The 19,380-nt window shown below is 73.1% G+C and carries 16 protein-coding genes and 1 pseudogene; 8 read left to right on the top strand and 9 right to left on the bottom strand.

All coding sequences use genetic code 11. The annotated features are described in order from the left end of the window. The first annotated feature begins 1 nt into the window (after nt 1). Nucleotides 2-1,132 (top strand): non-hydrolyzing UDP-N-acetylglucosamine 2-epimerase, encoded by a 1,131-nt coding sequence (gene wecB / locus DW297_RS01540; RefSeq protein ID WP_136028751.1) that lies wholly within the window; start codon nt 2-4, stop codon nt 1,130-1,132. An 11-nt stretch (nt 1,133-1,143) separates the two neighbouring features. On the opposite strand, the gene DW297_RS01535 is transcribed toward wecB, so the two are convergent. The 4 genes from DW297_RS01535 to gmd are packed head-to-tail and all read right to left on the bottom strand — an operon-like array spanning nt 1,144 to nt 5,683. Further along, a complete protein-coding gene (locus DW297_RS01535; protein ID WP_136028750.1) occupies nt 1,144-2,367 on the bottom strand; it encodes a hypothetical protein in 1,224 nt (407 codons plus the stop codon). A gap of 6 nt (nt 2,368-2,373) precedes the next feature. Then, complete coding sequence (locus tag DW297_RS01530; RefSeq protein ID WP_136028749.1) at nt 2,374-3,489, bottom strand: DegT/DnrJ/EryC1/StrS family aminotransferase; 1,116 nt, start codon at nt 3,487-3,489, stop codon at nt 2,374-2,376. Then, nucleotides 3,486-4,670: a glycosyltransferase gene (locus DW297_RS01525; RefSeq protein WP_136028748.1), complete on the bottom strand. Its 1,185-nt coding sequence runs from the start codon at nt 4,668-4,670 to the stop codon at nt 3,486-3,488. Before DW297_RS01525 ends, DW297_RS01530 begins: the two co-directional genes overlap by 4 nt. Before the next feature lie 2 nt (nt 4,671-4,672). Beyond that, nucleotides 4,673-5,683 carry a GDP-mannose 4,6-dehydratase gene (gmd, locus tag DW297_RS01520; protein ID WP_136028747.1) on the bottom strand — a complete coding sequence of 337 codons (1,011 nt, stop codon included), beginning with the start codon at nt 5,681-5,683 and terminating at the stop codon, nt 4,673-4,675. Between the two features lie 174 nt (nt 5,684-5,857). Between gmd and DW297_RS01515 the strand changes: the two genes are divergently transcribed. Next, the gene (locus DW297_RS01515; RefSeq protein WP_136028746.1) at nt 5,858-7,186 is read left to right on the top strand and encodes a hypothetical protein; all 1,329 of its coding nucleotides are present in this window, start codon (nt 5,858-5,860) and stop codon (nt 7,184-7,186) included. Continuing rightward, on the top strand, nt 7,183-8,334 hold the full coding sequence (locus tag DW297_RS01510; RefSeq protein WP_136028745.1) for a glycosyltransferase family 4 protein: 1,152 nt from the start codon (nt 7,183-7,185) through the stop codon (nt 8,332-8,334). Before DW297_RS01515 ends, DW297_RS01510 begins: the two co-directional genes overlap by 4 nt. A gap of 22 nt (nt 8,335-8,356) precedes the next feature. Here the strand turns inward: DW297_RS01510 and DW297_RS01505 are convergent, their stop codons facing one another. Continuing rightward, nucleotides 8,357-9,637: a nucleotide sugar dehydrogenase gene (locus DW297_RS01505; RefSeq protein ID WP_136028744.1), complete on the bottom strand. Its 1,281-nt coding sequence runs from the start codon at nt 9,635-9,637 to the stop codon at nt 8,357-8,359. Between the two features lie 152 nt (nt 9,638-9,789). Here DW297_RS01505 and DW297_RS01500 point away from each other — a divergent pair, with 152 nt between their 5' ends. From DW297_RS01500 to DW297_RS01490, 3 genes are all read left to right on the top strand, one after another. Then, nucleotides 9,790-11,106, top strand: a complete 1,317-nt coding sequence (locus DW297_RS01500) for a PqqD family protein (protein ID WP_136028743.1) — start codon at nt 9,790-9,792, stop codon at nt 11,104-11,106. Nucleotides 11,107-11,155: 49 nt separating this feature from the next. Continuing rightward, nucleotides 11,156-12,085, top strand: a complete 930-nt coding sequence (locus DW297_RS01495) for a nucleotidyltransferase family protein (RefSeq protein WP_168442767.1) — start codon at nt 11,156-11,158, stop codon at nt 12,083-12,085. A gap of 61 nt (nt 12,086-12,146) precedes the next feature. After that, nucleotides 12,147-14,003, top strand: coding sequence for a DUF4012 domain-containing protein (locus DW297_RS01490; RefSeq protein WP_136028741.1), 1,857 nt, complete (start codon nt 12,147-12,149; stop codon nt 14,001-14,003). Between the two features lie 15 nt (nt 14,004-14,018). Here the strand turns inward: DW297_RS01490 and lepB are convergent, their stop codons facing one another. Further along, on the bottom strand, nt 14,019-14,696 hold the full coding sequence (gene lepB / locus DW297_RS01485; protein ID WP_136028740.1) for a signal peptidase I: 678 nt from the start codon (nt 14,694-14,696) through the stop codon (nt 14,019-14,021). Nucleotides 14,697-14,743: 47 nt separating this feature from the next. Between lepB and DW297_RS01480 the strand changes: the two genes are divergently transcribed. Beyond that, nucleotides 14,744-15,808: an acyltransferase family protein gene (locus DW297_RS01480; RefSeq protein ID WP_136028739.1), complete on the top strand. Its 1,065-nt coding sequence runs from the start codon at nt 14,744-14,746 to the stop codon at nt 15,806-15,808. A gap of 56 nt (nt 15,809-15,864) precedes the next feature. Here DW297_RS01480 and DW297_RS01475 read toward each other — a convergent pair whose 3' ends face one another. From DW297_RS01475 to DW297_RS01465, 3 genes are all read right to left on the bottom strand, one after another. Continuing rightward, complete coding sequence (locus DW297_RS01475) at nt 15,865-16,413, bottom strand: hypothetical protein (RefSeq protein ID WP_136028738.1); 549 nt, start codon at nt 16,411-16,413, stop codon at nt 15,865-15,867. A 197-nt stretch (nt 16,414-16,610) separates the two neighbouring features. Next, the gene (locus tag DW297_RS01470; RefSeq protein WP_136028737.1) at nt 16,611-17,507 is read right to left on the bottom strand and encodes a helix-turn-helix domain-containing protein; all 897 of its coding nucleotides are present in this window, start codon (nt 17,505-17,507) and stop codon (nt 16,611-16,613) included. A 151-nt stretch (nt 17,508-17,658) separates the two neighbouring features. After that, a complete protein-coding gene (locus DW297_RS01465) occupies nt 17,659-18,303 on the bottom strand; it encodes a hypothetical protein (protein ID WP_136028736.1) in 645 nt (214 codons plus the stop codon). Between the two features lie 255 nt (nt 18,304-18,558). Here DW297_RS01465 and DW297_RS01460 point away from each other — a divergent pair. Beyond that, a pseudogene (locus DW297_RS01460) lies at nt 18,559-19,380 on the top strand (hypothetical protein); the annotation flags it as partial.

Raw genomic sequence — 19,380 nt, 5'->3', positions numbered from 1 at the left:
CATGGCCGACAAGCTCAAGGTGATGACCGTGGTCGGCACCCGACCCGAGATCATCCGCCTCTCCGCCACGATCAAGATGCTCGACGAGCACACCGACCAGGTGCTCGTGCACACCGGGCAGAACTACGACTACGAGCTCAACGAGGTGTTCTTCGAAGACCTCGGCCTGCGCCGGCCCGACCACTTCCTGGAGGCGGACACGTCGTCGCTCGGGGCGGCGCTCGGCTCCATCCTCGCGAAGACCGAGGAGGTGCTGCGCACCGAGAAGCCCGACGCGTTCGTGGTGCTGGGAGACACCAACAGCTGCATCTCGGCGGTCATCGCCAAGCGGCTGAAGGTCCCGGTGTTCCACATGGAGGCCGGAAACCGCTCCTTCGACGAGAACGTGCCGGAGGAGACCAACCGCCGTCTGGTCGACCACGTCGCCGACTACAACCTCGTCTACACCGAGCACGCGCGGCGCAACCTGCTCGCGGAGGGGCTGCATCCCTCGCGCATCCTGCTGACCGGCTCGCCCATGCGCGAGGTGCTGGCGCAGAACAGGGAGCAGATCGACGCGAGCGACGCCGTGACCCGTGCGGGCCTGGAGCCGGGGGAGTACTTCCTGGTGAGCCTGCACCGCGAGGAGAACGTCGACAACCCGGAGCGCCTGCGCGCCGCCGTCGACGCGCTGCACGCCCTGAGCGCCGAGTACGGCCTGCCCGTGCTGGTCTCGACCCACCCCCGCACGCGCAAGCGCCTGGAGGCCCTGGGCATCGCCGAGAGCGACGACGTGCGCTTCCACCCGCCGTTCGGCTTCCACGACTACGTCAAGCTGCAGCAGGACGCGAAGCTCGTCCTGTCGGACAGCGGCACGATCAGCGAGGAGTCGAGCCTGCTCGGCTTCCCCGCCGTCACGCTGCGCGACTTCATCGAGCGGCCGGAGGCGATCGACACCGGGGCCATCGTCACCGCGGGCATCGAGCCCGAGCGCGTGCTCGCCGCCGTGCGGGTCGTGCTGGACAGGGCGCGCCGCCCGGAGACCCCGGCCGACTACCGGATCGAGGACACGGCGCAGCGCGTGGTGAGCTTCATCCACGGCACGGTGCCCTCGCACCGGCGCCGCCTGGGACTGCTGCCCGCCGACGCCTGAGCCGTGCCGCGCTAGGCGACGGGCGGCGCCTCGGGGCGCGGCCGCCGCGACAGGTGGTAGTAGCTCGCCCACCACACCACGGCGTTGAGCGCGGAGATCGCCGCCATCGACCACGTCGCACCGGGGATGCCCCACACCTGCGCGCACGCGAGCACCACGAACGGCCGGGGGATGCCCACCGCGAGCCGCAGTGCCAGGCTGCGACCCCCGGCGAAGGCCACCCGGTGCCCGGAGTTGGCGACCGCGCCGATCAGGGCGAAGACCGCCTCCAGGCTCAGCGGCAGCAGGGCCAGGCTCGCGAGCTGCCACGTGTCGCCGAGCAGCTGCTCGCCCCACGCGTCCGGCAGGAACTGCAGCGCGACCAGGAACGGCGCGAGCACCGCCACCTGCAGCAGCGCGACCCGCAGCGCCGCGCGGATCTGCCGGCCCTGCACGTCGTCGCGGCGCGACAGGAACGGCAGCAGGAGGGAGCGGACGGTCGTCGCGATCAGGTTCAGCGGGCCGAGCAGCGTGCCCGCACCGCGCACCGCGCCCAGCACCCGTCCGTCGGACACGAGGCCCAGCAGCCCGGTGGTGAACAGCGCGCCGCCCGAGCCGACGGCGTAGTCGAGCGCGAACAGCCCGCTCACCCTGGTGTCGGCGCGGTGCCGCGACCAGCCGGGGAGGACGGGGGTGCGCGCGACCGCCATCAGGACGTAGCCGGCCAGCGCCCCGCTCGCGGCCCACACCACGAACACGACACCGGCGTCGAGATGCCCGGCGATCGACAGCACCGCGGCCGCGATCGTCAGCACCGACCACGCGGTCGTGGCCACCATCGCCCGACCCGCGGCGCCGGCGGCGGAGTCGAACGTGCGCAGGAAGTCGAACACGATGAGGCCGTGGAACGCGACCCCCAGCACCACCAGGAACGTGTTCGCCGTCACGAGGCCCCACACCACCACGACCACGGCCCCCGCCAGCGCGACGAGCGAGGCCCGCCGGAAGCTGCGGTCGAACGTGTCGCGGTCGGCCGGACGGGACAGGGCCGAGTCGGTGAGCGCGGACCGGATGAGCCCCGACCCGAACAGGTACGCGACCATCGCGAGCGAGAACGCCGCGAACACCGGGACCGACGACGCCCGGGCGACCGTGATCGACAGCGCCAGGCTCGCCAGACTGACCATGCCGTTGCCGCCGACCGCGAAGATCAGGCGGCGGCTGCCGGGCAGGCCGGGGAGCAGGCGTGCGGCCACGGGCGCCTAGCCGTCGGTGCGCAGGGCGGTCAGCGCGTCCTGCAGGGCCGTGCAGACCTCGGCGACGGCCGCATCGTCGAGCCGCGGGAAGGTCGGCAGGCTGATGCCCTCGCGCGAGATCGCCGCCCCGATTGGGGTCTGCGCGCGCTGCGCCTCGGGCACGAACGGCATGTCCTGCACGAGCGGGAAGACCGGTCGCGACTCGATGCCGCGGTCCGCGAGCGCCGCAATCACCGCGTCGCGCTCGGCCGCGGAGCGTCCCACCAGGCGCACGGAGTAGATCCACGGCGTCGGCGAGGCCCCGGGGGCGGTGTCCTGCGCGCGCACGCGGTCGTCGCCGCTCAGGAGGCGTTCGTACTCGGCGACCACGCGGCGGCGTTGCGCGATGAGCTCGGGGGCGCGCTCCAGCTGGGCGGTGAGGATGGCCGCGGCGACGTTGGTCATGCGGTAGTTGTAGCCGACCATGTCGTGGAAGTAGCGCCGCGTCGGGTGGTTGCCCTGGTTGCGCAGCTGGAGGACCGCGGCGTGGAAGTCGGCACGGGGCGTGGTGACCGCACCGCCCTCGCCGCTGGTGATGACCTTGTTGCCGAAGAACGAGAACGTGCTGATGTCGGCCAGGGACCCTGCCGCCCTGCCGCCCCACGTCGCCCCGAGCGACTCGGCCGCGTCGGCGATGAGCACGAGGTCGTGCGCATCGGCGATCCGGCGCAGGGCGTCGTAGTCGGCGGTCTGCCCGTACAGGTCGACCGCCAGGATCGCCCTGGTGCGCGGGGTGATCGCGCGCTCCACGGCCTCCGGGTCGATGCACCAGGTGTCGTCGCGCACGTCGACCACGACCGGCGTGGCCCGCACGTAGTAGACGGCGTTGAGCGTGGCCACGTAGGTGAGCCCGGGGATGACGACCTCGTCGCCCTCGCCGATGCCCGCGGCGAGCAGCGCGAGGTGCAGCGCGGTCGTGCCGTTGTTGCACACGGCCGCGTGCGGGGCGCCGGTGAGCTGCGACAGCAGTTCCTCCGCGCGCTCGACGTACGCGCCGCGGGACGAGATCCAGCCGCTGTCGAACGCGTCGAGCAGGTACCGGCGCTCGAGGTCGCCGAGGTCGGGTTCCGAAACGGGGATCATGCGTTGTCGCCTCTCGTCAGGTGCTGCGGCTTGTCGCCGCGCCCGCCCGCCCAGGCGAACACCTGGTCGTACTCCTGCGCCATCTGCCGCCAGGTGCGCGCGCGCAGCTCCGCGCTGAGCGGACGGAGCCGGTCGACGAACGCCGCGTGGTCCGCGGTCGCCTCCCGGATCGCCGCGACCAGCTCGTCCGGGGCGTCGGGATCGAACGTGGGGGCGGGAAGGCCGAGCGTCGCGAGCTGGGCGGTGATCGGGGGGATGCGGCTCGCCACGAACGGCAGCCCGCGCACGATCGCCTCGAACACCGGGCCGCTCGCCGCCTCCCACCGCGTGGGCATCACGAGCAGGTCGGCGGCGGCGTACTCCGCCTCCAGGCGCTCGGCGTCGACGAAGCCGAGCCACTCGATGCGGTCGGCGACGCCCAGCTCGGTGGCCAGCGCGCGCAGCTGATCGCCCTGCGTGCCGTCCTCCGCGCCCGTGAACACCGCGACGGCGCCCGGGAGCTGCGGGAGCGCGCGCACCAGCACCTCGTGGTTCTTGTGCGGCGTGACGAAGCCGGGCAGCAGCAGCCGCAGGGCGCCGCCGTCCGGCAGGGCGCGATCGGTCCAGGGCCCGCTGTTGAGCACCGGCAGCGGGATGAGGAAGGTCTTGTCCGCCGCGGCGGGGAACCGCTCGATCAGGCTGCCGTACGGGTGCGCCCAGCTGCAGATCACGGCCGCTGCGCGCTCGACGTTGCGCGCGATGATCTCCTGGTCCATGGGCGAGGCCAGCCCCGGCTCGAACACCCGCAGGTCGTGCACCGTCACCACGGTGCGTGCGCCGCCCAGGGGGACGCGGTGGAACGGCTGCCACACCACGCCGTCGCCCAGGGCGCTGGAGGTGGAGCGCGCCCGGACGGCACGCACCCGCCCGATCAGCAGCTGCGCGAGCCTCGACGACCGCGGCACCAGGCGTCGCAGCGCCTGCTGCCACCGGCTGGTGGCGCTCAGCGCCACGGTCACCGGGACGATGGCCGAGGTCAGCGAGGGGAGGCGTTCGGCCCAGGCGTCGGCGGCCTCGGCGTTCACCAGACAGCGGAAGCGGACGTCGGCGGCCTCGAGGCCCTCCGCGACCCCCGCCGCCACCACGCCGACGCCGCCCGAGCTCGGGCTGACCGAGGTGAAGTCGAGGGTGAGGTCGGGCACGCTCAGATGTCCACCCGCACGTGCTTGCCGGCCTTCTCGTCGCGCACCTGCTCGAGATCGCCGTCGACCATGCGCTGCACGAGACCGGCGAACGTCGTGGTCGGCTTCCAGCCCAGCTGCCGCTCCGCCTTGGAGTAGTCGCCGATCAGCGCGTCGACCTCGGAGGGGCGCTCGTACCGCGGGTCGGTGCTGACGTAGTCCTCCCAGTTCAGGTTCACGTGCTCGAACGCCGCCTGCACGAACTCGCGCACCGTGTGGGCCTCACCCGTGGCGACCACGTAGTCGTCCGGCGTGTCCTGCTGCAGCATGAGCCACATGGCCTCGACGTACTCGGGCGCGTAGCCCCAGTCGCGGACCGCGTCGAGGTTGCCGAGCACCAGGCGGTCCTGCACACCCTCGACGATGCGCGCGACCGCCCTGGTGATCTTGCGCGTGACGAAGGTCTCGCCGCGGCGGGGGCTCTCGTGGTTGAACAGGATGCCGTTCGAGGCGTGCAGTCCGTAGGCCTCGCGGTAGTTCACGGTGGCCCAGTAGCTGAACACCTTCGCCACGCCGTACGGGCTGCGCGGGTGGAACGGGGTCTCCTCGTTCTGGGGCGGCGGGGTCGAGCCGAACATCTCCGACGACGACGCCTGGTAGAAGCGCGAGTCGACGCCGCTCGCGCGGATGGCCTCGAGGAGGCGGATGGTGGAGACGCCGGTCACGTCGGCCGTGTACTCGGGGATCTCGAACGACACCGCCACGTGGCTCTGGGCGCCGAGGTTGTAGATCTCGTCGGGCTGCACGTCGCGGATGAGGTTCGTCAGCGAGCCGGAGTCGGACAGGTCGGCGTAGTGCAGGATCAGGTCGGACGGCCGGTGGCCCTCGGCCCTGGCCACCTCCTCCAGCCGGGAGGTGTTGAAGGAGGACGAGCGGCGCTTGGTGCCGTGGACCTCGTATCCCTTGCTGAGCAGGAGTTCGACGAGGTAGCTGCCGTCCTGTCCGGTCGTACCTGTAACGAGCGCCTTCTTCATCTCTGCCCTTTGTGCGTGCTAGCTGCGATTTGTCTGCCGGCGGTTCCGGATCGTGACTATCCTAGGGCGTCGGGGGATTCGCCCGTTCTGCCCGCCCCGCGGCCGGACGGTCGTCGGCCTCGCCGGATCCCTCACCCCGGATCCGAACCGCACGAAGGGCGAGCTGGCTTCTCGATGGACACACTCTCCGGTGCACGGGAGGCGCACGCACCCTCGTCCGAGGACGACGTCGCGACCGCCCCCGCCGGTCGTCCGCCGCGGTTCCAGCGGCTGTTCCGGTCGTTCCCGATCTCGGTCGCCCTGGCCCTGCCGTACGTCGTGCTGATCCTGCCGCAGGCGGTGTGGAACGACAACGAGCACCTCGGATTCATCGTCGGCGTGTTCGCGATCGCGCTCGCCGCCACGCTGTTCGTCGAGCTGCTGATCGCGATCGCCCGGTCGTCGCGGATCGACCGGCAGCGGGAGCGGGGCGAGCTCCGGCCCGACGCCACCCTCGCGCGCCTCAACGAGTACGGCCCGGCCCTCCGCCGGGTGGCCTTCGTGGTGACCGCGGTCGGGGTGGCGGTCGGTGTGCTGTCCGCCGCGGCGGGCGTCGGGTCCATCCAGTCGCAGATCGGGCTCGTGGCCGTGTCCGCGCCGCTCGCGATGGCCTCGGCGCTCGTCGGCGGGTGGCCCACGGTGGGCGTCGCGCTGCTGATCGCGGCCCGGCTCGCGGGGCAGCTGTCGGTGCGGACCTTCTGGATCTGGATCGGCGTCGTCGTGCTCGGGCAGGGGATCGAGGCGTACCTGACGGCGCTGACCGCCTCGCTCATGGCGTTCGCCACGAGCCTGATGATGATGCTGCTGCTGTTCGGCGTGATCCGCATCCGGTACGCCGTGATCGCGCTGCTGGTGGTGCTCGTCGCGTGGCCCCTCGCGTTCGACATCCGCAACGAGCTGCGCCAGTCGACCGGTGTCGCCGTGAGCACCCAGGTCGGCGCGTTCGACCGCCTGCGGTTCGACGAGCAGATCGCCCGTGCCACCGAGGTGACCGAGGTGCCGCTCGACCTCGGCCAGCCGGGACCCATCGAGATGCTGCGCTACGGCCTGGTGCCGCGCGTGCTCGACCCCGAGCGGCCGCCGATCTCGACCGGCATCAAGATCAACATGTACCTGGGCGGAAGCGCCACCTCCACCTACACGTTCCTCCCCGTCACGACCACCTACGTGCTGGGCGGCCCGGTGTACCTGCTGCTCTGGTACGCGTTCTGGGCGCTGATCGGTGCCGTGATCCTCCGCGGCGGACGCGACCTCAGCGTGCTGCGCATCGTGCTGATGGGGCTGGTCTTCAGCGGTCCGCTCGGGTGGTTCTCGACCTTCCCCGACCGCACGATCGGCGTGCTGCAGTTCTTCGTGTCCTTCCTGCCGGTGATGCTGTTCCTGCTGCTGGAGAAGACGGCGGTCAAGCGCCGCGCGGCCCGGCGCGAGGCGAAGGCGGCCGCGTCCGGCGAGGAGCCGTCGTGACCGCGGCCCGGCGGGTCGCCGTGCTCGCCCCGTACTACCCCCCGGCCTTCCGCGGCGGGGGACCCGTGCGGTCGATCGCCGCCCTGGTCGACAGCGCCCCCGACTCGTTCGCCCCGCTCGTGCTCACCGCCGACCGCGACCTCGGCGAGACCGTCCCGCTGCCGGTGCCCGCCGACCGGTGGACCCGCCGTGACGGCGCCGAGGTGTACTACGCCGCGCTCGGCTCGGTGGGCGGCTTCGTGCGCGGTCTCCGCGCCGTGCGCCGTCGCCGGCCGGAGCTGATCCACCTCAACAGCGTCATGAACCCCCGCCTGTCGATCGCGCCGCTCGTGCTGTGGCGGCTCGGGTTCTGGGGGCGTGCGCGGGTGCTGCTGGCCCCGCGCGGCGAGTTCGGCGACGGCGCGCTCTCCCGGCGCGGCCTCAAGAAGCGCGCCTACCTCGGGCTGTTCCGGCTGCTGGGCCTGCCGCGGCGTGTGGTGTGGCACTCCACGGCGCCGCACGAGACCGCCGACATCCGCCGCCTCTGGGGCGACCGGGTCGTGATCGTCGAGCGGGAGAACGACACCCTGCTGCCCGCGACCGCCACTGCACCGCGGCCGGTCGAGGGTCCGCTGCGCGCGGTGTTCCTCGGTCGCATCGTGGAGCACAAGGGGCTGCACCTCGCCCTGGAGGCCCTGGCATCGGTGACGGCCCCCGTGCACCTCGGCGTGTACGGCTCTCGGGAGGACGCCGCCTACTTCCGTCGCTGCGAGGAGATCGTGCGCGGCCTCCCCGACCACGTCACGGTGACGTTCCACGGCCCGGTGTCGCCCGACGACGTCGTTCCCACGCTCGCGTCGCACGAGCTGCTGGTCATGCCGACGGCCGGCGAGAACTTCGGCCACGTGATCGCGGAGGCCCTGTCGGCGTCGTGCGCGGTCGCCGTCACCCCGCACACGCCGTGGACCGACGTGCTCTCGGAGGGCGGTGGCGTGGTGGTCGAGCGGGCGGTGGCGCCGTGGACGCAGGCTCTGCAGGCGCAGGCGGCGGCGACCCCGCAGGAGCGGCTGGCCTCCCGCCGGGCGGCCGGGGAGACCTACGAGCGGTGGCGCGCACGACCGCGACCGCCGCACGTGTGGACGTCGGCGCTCGCCGCCGAGCTGCCCTGACCTCCGGCCGGCGCCGCGACGGTCAGAGGCGGTGCACGCTCGGGTTGCCGAGACGGTTGCGGGTGTCGAACACCGTCACGTCGCCCGCCTCCGCCTGGCGCTCGAGCAGCTCGAAGTCGAAGCGGTCGTGGTCGGTCACGAGGATCACCAGGTCGGCCTCGGCCACGGTCTCCGCGGTGAGCTCGCGGCGCTCGGCCGTCCGCGGCCACTGCGCCTCCACCACGTGCGGGTCGGCGGCCAGGACGGTCGCGCCGAAGTCGGCCAGCAGCTGGATGATCCGCAGCGCGGGGGACTCGCGGCTGTCGCCCGAGTTCTTCTTGTACGCCACCCCGGCGAGCAGCACCGTCGAGCCGTTCAGCGCCTTGCGGTCGGCGTTGAGCAGCTCGATCACGCGCTGCACCACATACGCCGGCATGTTCTCGTTCACGTCGTTCGCGAGCTCGACGAACCGGAAGCTCTTGCCGAGCGTGCGCCGCACCTGCCAGGACAGGTAGCTGGGGTCGACCGGCAGGCAGTGCCCGCCGACGCCCGGGCCCGGGGTGAACTTCATGAAGCCGAACGGCTTGGTCGCGGCGGCGTCGATCGACTCCCACACGTTCACGTCGAGCTCGTCGGCGAACACCGCGAGCTCGTTGACGAGGGCGATGTTCACGTGGCGGAACGTGTTCTCCAGCAGCTTGGTGAGCTCGGCCTCCTTCGGCGTGGACACCGGGACCGTGCGCTCGACGAGCGAGGAGTAGAACGCGTCGACGTGCGCGAGAGAATCGGCGTCGATGCCCGAGACGACCTTGGGCGTGTTCACGAAGTTCCATCGCGGGTTGCCCGGATCGATGCGCTCCGGGCTGTAGCCCACGAAGAAGTCGGTGCCGGCGGTGAGGCCGGAGCCCTTCTCCAGCAGCGGCACCATGAGCTCTTCCGTGGTGCCGGGGTACGTGGTGGACTCCAGCACCACGGTCGCGCCGGGGGTGACGAACGGGGCGAGCGACGCCGCGGCCGACTCGATGAACGACAGGTCGGGCAGCGTCTCCTTGAGCGGCGTCGGCACGGTGATGACCGCGACCCCGAAGTCGCGCGCGGTGTCGTAGTCGGCGCTGGCGCGGTAGCGGCCGGAGTCGAGCGCGGCACGCACGGTCGCGTCGGAGATGTCCTCCACGAACGACCGGCCGTCGCCGAGCGCGTCGATGCGCACCCGGTCGAGGTCGAGCCCCACCACCGTGTAGCCGACCTCCACGGCGCGCATCGCGAGCGGAAGCCCGACGTACCCCTGTCCGATGACGACGACGGGGCGGGAACGGTCGAGCATGGAGACTCCATTCGGACGGGGCGACGCGAGCACGCCGAGACGAACATAGTCTGTCATGCGGCATTCCGGCCGGTCGCGGACGGTCCCGGACGGTCGGGGACACGGCGTCGCGCGCGTCGCCGGGGCGCGGCTCCTGCGGTTGAATGAACCCGATGGACAGTGCGGGAGAAGGTTCGGCGTCGCCGCGGCGTCGCGTGTTCGACGTCGCCGGTGCGTTCATCGCGGTCGAGGTCGATCGCGGCGACGAGGACCGCGCGGCGTCGCTCCTGCGCGGCTGGGCCGACGCGGTCGCCCCGGAGGGCGCGGCGGTCGATCGCACGCTGTTCCTCGCCGAGCTCACCGGGGCCGATGCCGCCGATCTGCGCGCCGCCGTGTTCACCGCGGCACGGCGGGTGCTCGCCGACCGCGACGTCTGGGCCCCCGAGGCGACGCTGCTGGTCGATGACACCGACGGCGGCGACCGCGCCGTGCTGGTCCTCGGCGGTGCCGCGGCGGCGTTCCCGCCCGGAGCGCACCACGGCGGTTTCGTGAGCCGGGGCCGCACGCTCGTCGCGGTCGATCCGCTCGGCACCCTCCGCCCGTGTGCGGCACCCGTCCCGACGGCCGACGGGCCCGTCGCGCCCTCCGCGGTCGATGAGCGGACGGAGGCCCCGGCCCGGCTGCGCCTCGCGGGCGTGCTGCTGCCTTCCACCCTGGCCGACGACGCGGTGCCGCCGGAGGATGCGACGCCGGTCGCGCTCGAACGGGTGCTCCCGGCCCTCGCCGCCGCGGCCCCGCCGTTCCCCGGTGCCCGCGACCCGCTGCGCTCGCTCGCCCGGCTGGTCGCGCACGCGGGGGTCGCCGAGCTGCGTTCACCGGACGACGACGACGCGCACGCCGCCCTCGCCGCACTGGCGCACGGTCCCCGCGGCCTCGGACATCGAGCCCTCCCGGTGACCGAGCCGCTGACCGCCGCGTCCGGAGAGGCCCGGCTCCACCGCGCGGGCGTGACCGATGCGCTCGTGACCGAGGGCGGGCGCGTGGTCGCCCTCACCGCGCACGACGGCGGCACGGTCGTGGTGCCCGACGGCGGCACGGTCGTGGTGCTCGACGCCGCGGAGTCCGCCGTCTGGACCGGCGACGCGGACGCCGTCGCGAGCGCCGAGGTTCCGGCGGCTGTGGCCCGGCTCCTCGACCGCGGACTGCTGTCGTCCGACCCCGGCTGGCGGATCGCGGACCACGCGACCTGGGCCGACCACGGCGCCTCGACCGTGGCGCTCGACCTGTCGACACCGGCCGCCGCACCCCTCGCCCTGCGCGACTCCGCCCAGTCGGTGTGGCACGTGCTGGTGCAGCGGCGTGCGGTCCAGCGGACGCGACTGCTGGACGAGCTCGCGGCACAGTACGGGGTGGAGCCCGCGGTGGTCGCGGACGACGTGGATGCGCTGCTGGCATCGCTCGAGCGGGCACGACTGGTCGTGCGACCGTGAGGCGCGCCGCAGAGACGGCCGCGGGGTGCCGCGAGCGGAGGGGAGCGCGATGACGGGGGAGCAGCACGCACCGCCCGCCGCGGCGGCGTCGAGCGCGCTGCCGATCGACGCCGCCGGTCGCCTGGCGCACGCCCTGGTCGCCTACACGGCCGCCGAGGCCGGGGTGCGGGCGCTGTCGCTCAAGGGGCCGTTCGCGGCCGAGTACGGGCTGCGCGACCGCCGCCCCTCCGCCGACGCCGATGTGCTCGTCGACCCCGCGGCGCTGCCCGCGCTGCGCGAGCGTCTGGAGCAGCGCGGCTGGCACACCCGCGCCGGCCGCATGCCGCCCACGTTCATCGACCTGCACTCCGTGACGCTGATCCACGACGACTGGCCGTGCGACATCGACCTGCACCGCTTCTTCCCCGGCTTCCTCGCCGCGCCCGAGGTCGTGTTCGAGCTGCTGTGGCAGGGCAGGGAGGTGCACCGCGCGGGCGGCGCCGCCGTGCTCACCCCGTCCCGCGCCGGCATGGCCGCCGTCGTGGCGCTGCACGCCGCCCGCGACCCGCACGTGTCCAAGAACCGCCGTGACGCGGAGTCGGTGCGCACGGCCGTCGCGACGCGCTTCACGGCCGCGGAGGTGCGCGAGTTCTGCGACATCGTGCGCGGCGGTCGCGCGCAGTGGGTGCTGCGCGAGCTGATCGCGGAGGCGGGGCTGCCGCTCACCGCCGACGACGCCACCGCGGACGAGAAGGCGCTGTGGCTCCGGAACCAGCAGCCGGCGCCGGCGAAGGCCGCATCGCTGTGGATCAGGGAGATCGCCGACGCCCCGCTGCGCGACAAGGTCAGGGTTCTGCTGCACGCGCTGTGGGTGCCCCGCGACGACATCCCCCGCAACGACCCGCACCGTCGGCCGAGCCGGCGCGAGGCCCTGGCCTTCCAGCGCCGGCGATGGGCCAGGGGCTTCCGGTCGCTGCGCGGGTACCTGCGCCGCCGCTGAGCCGCACGCCCGCGGGCGGCCACCGGCGTTCTCCCGGGGAACTGCGCTTGAATAGGACGCGATGTCCTCCTCCGCTCCCACCCGTGCCCAGCTGCGTGCCGACGCGCGTCGCGATGTCCCGCGTCGCGCCCCCTGGCGTCGCATCGTCTGGATCGCCCTCGGCGTCCTCGCCCTCGTGCTCGCGGTCGCCGCCGTGGTCGGGGGGATCGCGGTGTCCAAGGCGCTGACCGTGCGGGACGCCCTCACCCGGGCGATCCCGGTCGCGAGCGGTCTGCCGGCCAAGATCGTCGCCGGAGACACGGAGGGTGCGACCACCGACGCCGCCGCGCTGCAGAAGTCCGCGGCCGCCGCGGTCGCCGAGACCGAGGACGGCGTCTGGACGGCCGCGGAATGGATCCCGTTCCTCGGCCCGAACCTCGCCGCGATCCGCACCGCCGCGGAGGGGGTGGACGACCTCGCCGACTTCGCCGTCGAGGCCGTGCCGACGCTCGACCTCGCCGCGTTCCGCCCGGTCGACGGCGCCGTCGACCTGGCCGCGGTGCACAGCCTCGAGAAGGTCGTGTCGAGCGGCGCGGCGGTGTTCTCGTCGGTGAACCAGCGCATCGACGAGACGGACCGCTCCGTGCTGCTGCCGCAGGTCACCGGAGCGCTGGGCACGCTCGACGACGCGGTCTCGCGCGTGGACGACACGCTGGGCACGCTCGCCCCGATCCTGCGGGTGCTCCCCGCGGCGCTCGGTGAGGGCACCCCGCGCACGTACCTGCTCATGTTCCAGGGCAACTCCGAGCTGCGGGCCTCCGGCGGCAACCCCGCGGCGCTGGCCCTCGTCACCGCGACCGACGGCCGCATCGAGCTCACCACCCAGGCCACGAGCGTGCAGTTCGACAACGCGCGGCCGGAGAGCATCGCCCCGCTCGACCCCGAGACCCAGAACCTCTACTCCGACATCATCGGCCGCTGGATCCCGAACATGACCGCGACGCCGGACTTCCCGACCACGGTCGAGATCATGCGCGCGTGGTGGGCCGACGAGGGGCTCCCGCCGTTCGACGACGTGATCTCGACCGACCCGGTGGCGCTGAGCTACATGCTCAAGGCCACCGGCCCGATCCCGCTCGCGACCGGCGAGACCCTGACGAGCGACAACGCGGTGGCGATGCTGCTGAACGAGGTGTACTTCTCCTACGGCGAGTACGTGCCGGGCAAGGTGCTCGACGCCTCGGCCCAGGACGAGTTCTTCGCGGCGGCTGCTGCGCAGATCTTCTCCGCGCTCACCACCGGCATCCAGAGCCCGCTCGGGTTCCTCGACGCGCTGAGCCAGGCGTCCGACGAGGGCCGCATGAAGCTGTGGTCGTCGAACCCCGACATCGAGGCGATGCTCACCGGGAGCAAGGTCGCAGGCACGCTCCCCGCCTCCAACGCGGACCAGACGGTCGCCGGCGTGTACTTCAATGACACCACCGGCGCGAAGACCGACTACTACGCCGACGCGAGCGTGGTGTCGTCGAGCGACCAGTGCACCGCGACCGGCGCGCCGTCGTTCCGGCAGACCATCACGTTCGCCAACAACATCACGCCGGAGCAGGCCGACGCCCTGCCCTACTTCATCACCGGCCCGCACTTCCAGCCCGGCTACATCGCCACCGACGTGGTCGTCTACGCGCCCGTCGGTGCCACGATCAGCGGCTGGGGCGTGGAGGGCGCCGAGAGCTACACGCTGGTGTCGGAGGGCACCCACCTCGGGCGCACGGCCGTGCGCATCAACGTGGTCACACCGCCGCAGACCGCCGCGGTCATCACGGTCGACATGACGGGGGCGGAGGGAACCACCGGGGCCGACTACGGGCCCTACGACGTGTGGACCACGCCCATGGTGCGACAGACCCCGGTCACGCTCGAGACGCCCGGCTGCGGCTGATCCCGCGGCCGGGGGTCACGGGCCGCCCCACCGGTCGAACGGCCACAGGATCGGCCCCGCCCTGCCCACGACCTCGTCCCGCGTCATCCACCGGGCGCAGTCGCCGGCGTCGGGCCTACCGCGGCACGGGTAGACCGAGTCCGCCGAGTTCGCGCGGTTGTCGCCCAGCACCAGGTACGAGTCCTCCGGCACGGTGACCGCGGGGAAGCAGCGCGTCGAGGCCGGAGTCGTGTCGCAGTCGAGCTCTCCCGCCACGAAGGGCAGGTCGCGCGTGACGTAGGGTTCGTCGAGCGGTTCGCCGTCGACCAGGACCGCGCCCTCGGCGTCGCAGCACTCGACGGTCTGCCCCGGCCCCGCGATCACCCGCTTCACCAGCACGTACGGCCGGATGCCGGTCGCCTCGCCCGCCGCGTCGAGGGCGTCGCGCAGCGGGTTGCCGGTCGGCGCGGGGCGCTCCCACCCGTCGCCGGGACGGAACACCACGATGTCGCCCTGCTGCGGGTCCGCGGCGACGTACGCGAGGCGGTTCACGATGAGCCGGTCGCCGGGCTCGAGCGTCGGCGCCATCGAGTTCGACGACGGCTGCCCCACGAACGCGACGATCAGCAGCGCGAGCACCAGGGCGAGCGCGACGTGCACCCACACGCTCCCGCGCCGCCGGCGTCGCGGGCGGGACGGCTCGGTCGTCGTCATGGTCTCTCCGGTCGCGCGGTCGGTGGTGCACCCAATAGTGTCAGGGAATGCGAGGGGGAACCGAGGCCGACGTCGTGTCCACCGGAGTGTCGAGCGGCGTGCGCGCGACCGATCGGCTGCGCATCCCCGACGTGCTGCGCGGGATCGCGATCGTGGCGATGCTCGTCGCGCACGCCGCGGTGTTCCTGCCCGTGAAGCCCCTGCCGGTCACGTTCGTGAGCTCGATGCTGAACGAGCTGGCCTCTCCGCTGTTCGCTCTCGTGATGGGCATGTCCGCGCAGCTGCTGTGGACCAGGGGCCCGCGGGTGCCGCTCACGCTGCTGCAGCAGGTGGTGCGGGGACTGTTCCTGATCGCGCTCGGGGTGTGGATGTCGACGTGGGGGTCGTGGGTGGCGATCATCCTCGGGCATCTGGGCGTGCTCCTGATCGTCGGCGCCCCGCTGCTGCTCGCCCGCACGCCGTGGCTCATCGCGATCGCCGCGACGCTGCTGCTGCTCAGCGACCCGCTGGTGCGTCTGACCCGGGGGTGGCTGTGGGCGTACACGGCGCCCAGCCCGCTGCACGAGCTGCTGGAGTGGGTCGCGCTGAGTCCGTCGTACCGGCTGCTGAACCTGCTGCCGTTCTTCCTGGCGGGTGCCCTGCTGATCCGGCACGGGCTGCGCCGGGACGGGCTGCTGTGGGCGCTCGCGGGCGTCGCGGTCGTGGCCTACCTGTCGTGGGGCGTCGCGGCCTTCACGGAGTTCGGCGGAACGGACTCCGGGCTCCTGTTCGACACCCTGCGCGACATCGGCCTGGTGTCGGCCACGTACGTGCTGGTGGTGCTCGCGGCCACATCCCGCCGCGGCGCCCGGTTCTGGAACGCGCTGTTCACGCCGCTGGTGGCGTGCGGGCAGGTGGCGCTGTCGCTCTACCTGCTGCATGTGGGTCTCATCGCGCTGTGGAACGGAGCGTACGGACGGCCGGCGGAGAACGCCTGGCTCGGATGGCTGGTGATCGTCCCCGGCATGATCCTGGTCGGCTGGCTGTGGTGGCGCTTCGTCGGCACCGGCCCGGTGGAGTGGGCGATGGGCTGGGTGACCGGGCGCCGCAAGCCGCTGCGACGCACGCGCTGACCCGCGGCACGCACGAGGGGTGCGGTGTCGGCACCGCACCCCTCGTGGCCGGCTCGTCAGAGGAGCGTGATGCCCACGTTCGAGGTGGTCGTGTTGTTGCCGGTCACGTCGTCGCCCGCGACGGTGGCCGTCATCGTCTGCTGCGGTCCGCCGAGCAGCCCGGTCACGATGCTCAGGTTCAGCAGCGAGTCGAGCGTCGTGCCCAGGTTGATCACCACGTTGCCGCCCGCCGGGATCGACGGGAGCGTGAGGGTGTAGTTGCCGTCGGTGCCGGCGACGGTCACACCGGCGACCGGGCCGATGTTCAGGGTCAGCAGCGACGGCGTGTACTGGATGGTGGTCGTGGCGCCGGCGGGGGAGGCGGCCGGGCCGTTGTTGGTGATCGTGAGCGTGTTGACCGTGGCGATGCTCGCGACGGCCAGGGGTCCCACGCCCAGGCTGAGCGTGACCGGCCCGCTGAGCGCGGGGACCAGGTCGCTGTCGGTGAGCGATGCGGCGGCCAGCGGCGTCGCCACCGCGGCCGCGATGACGGGGACCGACCAGGCCGCGCCCTTGACGACCGTGCGGCGCGAGATGCCCTTGTTCTTCTGGATTTCCTCGGTCACGTGAGTGTCCTCCCTCGTAGATGCAGATGCGGTTTCCCGCGGTGTCGTGAAGAGGCGACACGTTGTCTGCATCCCCCAGGAGCCCCTCCGTGGACCTCAAGCTAGGGCGGCGGGGAAGGGCGTTCCGGGGCTTCCCGCGAAAGACGCGCGGGGTGCGCTGAACCTGCGCGGAGTGTGCTCTGGGAGGGGCGCGCGGGCTAGGCGCGGCGGGCCGAGCGGAGCGCGCGCGGGGTTGCGGAGTAGGACTCGTCGAGGGCGCGGCGCAGGCTCATCGGCGACTGGAAGCCGGCGCGCTGCGCGATCTGGTCGATGCTCAGCACGTCGTAGCGGCTGTCCATCAGCAGGGAGTGCGCCAGGCGGGCCCGCTGTCGCCGGATCTCGCCCGCCACGCTGTTGCTCACCTCGGAGAACACCAGCTGCAGCTGGCGCAGCGACGACTGCACCTCGCGCGCCACCCTGGCCGGGTTGAGCGACGGGTCGCCGCACTGCTGGGCGATCACCGCGATCGCCCGCTCGCGCAGGACCTCGTGGGGCGTGCCCTGCCCGGTGACCCCGCCCACGCGGTCGAGCACGAGGGCGCCGCTCATCTCCATCACCAGCTGCTCGATCGCGTACTGCTCGATGGCCGACGCGTGCGCATCGGTGTCGAGCAGGCCGGCGATGAACCGTTGCAGCGACGCATCCAGCAGTCGCCGTTCGGGGTACACGCTCGCGTCGGGCGGGAGGGAGGGCACGAAGGACGCGATGGCCGAGCGGGGGACCAGTGCCGCGACGCAGCGCCAGACCCCGGCCGCACGGAGCCGCCGGGTGATGCCGTGCGGTGCGATGACGAGGCCGCTCTCGGTCTCCACCCAGGGCTCGCCGTCGACGCGCGACCACAGGGCCTGCGCCTCCAGGAACGCGAACACCGAGTGGTCGGGGTAGGCGCTGACCGTGTCGACGGTGAGCTCGGACGTGGCGCCGCCCATTCCGAGCAGCAGCACCCCTCCGGAGCTGCGCACGCGCGAGCGGAGACCGGGGTGGTCCCCGACTCGACGGATCCCGTGCAGGGAGAGCTCGCGGTCGTCGATCGAGTGGGCGGCCTTGGTGTTCACGAGGTCCTCCTCAGAGGTTCCGTTCCGCGGGGGGATCCGGGCGGAGGTTCGCTCCGCCCCGATCGCTCGAGGGTTCGGGGCGCACCGCCGGTGGACGACACTGCCCGATTTGAACAAGTATTCAGTGGAGCACGCGGAAGTACAGAGGTGATCAGAGAATTCCCGCGCCGACGGGCACGGGGATGGTGGTGGTCGCCGTCGCGGCGGTCCCGCCGATGGTGACCGTGAGCGTCACGGGGAAGGTCGCGAGCGCGCTCACCGTGACACCGGTCGACGCTCCGGCGAGCCCGACGACGACCGACAGGTCGACGGCGCCGTCCGGGGCGACCGTGACGGTGCGCGTGCCGGTCCACGTGGTGGCGGGGAACCCGGACAGCCCGACGATCGGCGCGGTCTCGTAGACCGCGGTGCGTTCGCCCGCCGTCGTCCTGACACCGTCGACGGACCAGACGCCGATGCCCCGCGCGCGGCCGAGCGAGAGCGTGAGGTCGGTGGGACGCCCGATCGCGATCGTGATCGTCGCCGGGGCGGCGGTGATCGGGCTCGGCCCGTTCACGATCGTGAAGCGGGTGGGCACCGTGACCACGTTCTGGCTGGTGAGGACGCCGCCGCCGTCGAGCAGGGGAAGGGCCACGAGTGAAGTGGTGGCGCCCGTCCAGGCCAGGCTGAAAGTGGTAGCGCTGGCGGCCGCGAGCGGTGCGGCGGCGGCCAGCGCGATCACCGGGACGCTCCAGGCGGCGGCGTGCAGGACGGCTCGTCGCGACGGTCGGGGCGGGGGACGGTCGTCGTCGATCATGGGGCTCTCTCCCGTGGGTGCAGAAGCGTGACGTGCGGTCGCGGAGCGGCGACACGAACCGTCTGCATCCCCCAGGAGCCCTCCGTGGAAGAGACGGTAGGGGCGGGCGGACGGGCGCGGGCGGCGCACCGGGGAAAAGCGCGCTGTGCGCGTTCTTTCTGCGCGGATTGTGCGTTCGACTCGGGGTGGGCGAAAGCGCCGCGGGCTCGGCCGCCGCCCCGGGGAGCTGCCGCGGTGCACGGATAGGCTGGCGCCATGTCCGACCGCATCCGGGTCGCCGCGATCGGCGCCGTCATCGACATCGACGCGTCGACCAGGGGTCCGGTGTTCGCGGATCGGGTGCGCGCCGCCTGGAGCGACGCGCTGACCGATGCCGACGGCCCGCTGTACTCCGTCGTCCGCGTTCGGGAGGGCGGCGACGACGACGCGGCCCTCGCGCTCCTGTCGAGTGACGTGACCCTCGCAGCGCTGGCCCTGCGCCGCGGCGACGCCCTGTGGATGATGCACGCCGCGGGTCTCGCCGACGCCGACGGCCGGGTCGCGGTGCTCAGCGCGCCGTCGGGCACCGGCAAGACCACGGCCGCCCGTCGGCTGGCCCGTCGGTACGCGTACGTGAGCGACGAGACCGTCGGGGTCGCCGCGGACGGCACCGTCGTCGCCTACCGGAAGCCGCTGTCCGTGATCGAGGCCGCCGCACCGCACAAGGTGCAGGTCGCGCCCTCGTCGCTGCACCCCGGGGTGCCGCTGTCCGGGGCACCGCGCGTCGCCGCCGTCGTGGTGCTGGACCGCCGCGCGGACGGACCGGACTCACCCGAGGTCGAGCGCCTCGACCTCGCCCAGGCGCTCGAGCTGCTCGCGCCGCAGACCAGCTACCTCAGCGACGCCCCGCGCCCGCTGCACCTGATCCGCGACGTGCTCGACCGCGTCGGCGGGGCCGTGCGCGTGCGGTACCGCGAGGCCGAGACGCTCGACGCCGTCGTGGCCGCGCTGCTCGCGGAGGCGCCGACGGGGTGGGAGTCCCGCGCGGACGACGCCGCACCCGCGCCCGCAGCCGTGGCCGCGGAGGAGGGTGCGGGC

Origin of the sequence: Microbacterium sp. PF5 (assembly GCF_004794315.1) — a bacterium.
GTDB classification, from domain to species: domain Bacteria; phylum Actinomycetota; class Actinomycetes; order Actinomycetales; family Microbacteriaceae; genus Microbacterium; species Microbacterium sufflavum.
The sequence above is the reverse complement of the archived record's forward strand: the minus strand, read 5'-3'. Positions and strand labels throughout refer to the sequence as shown.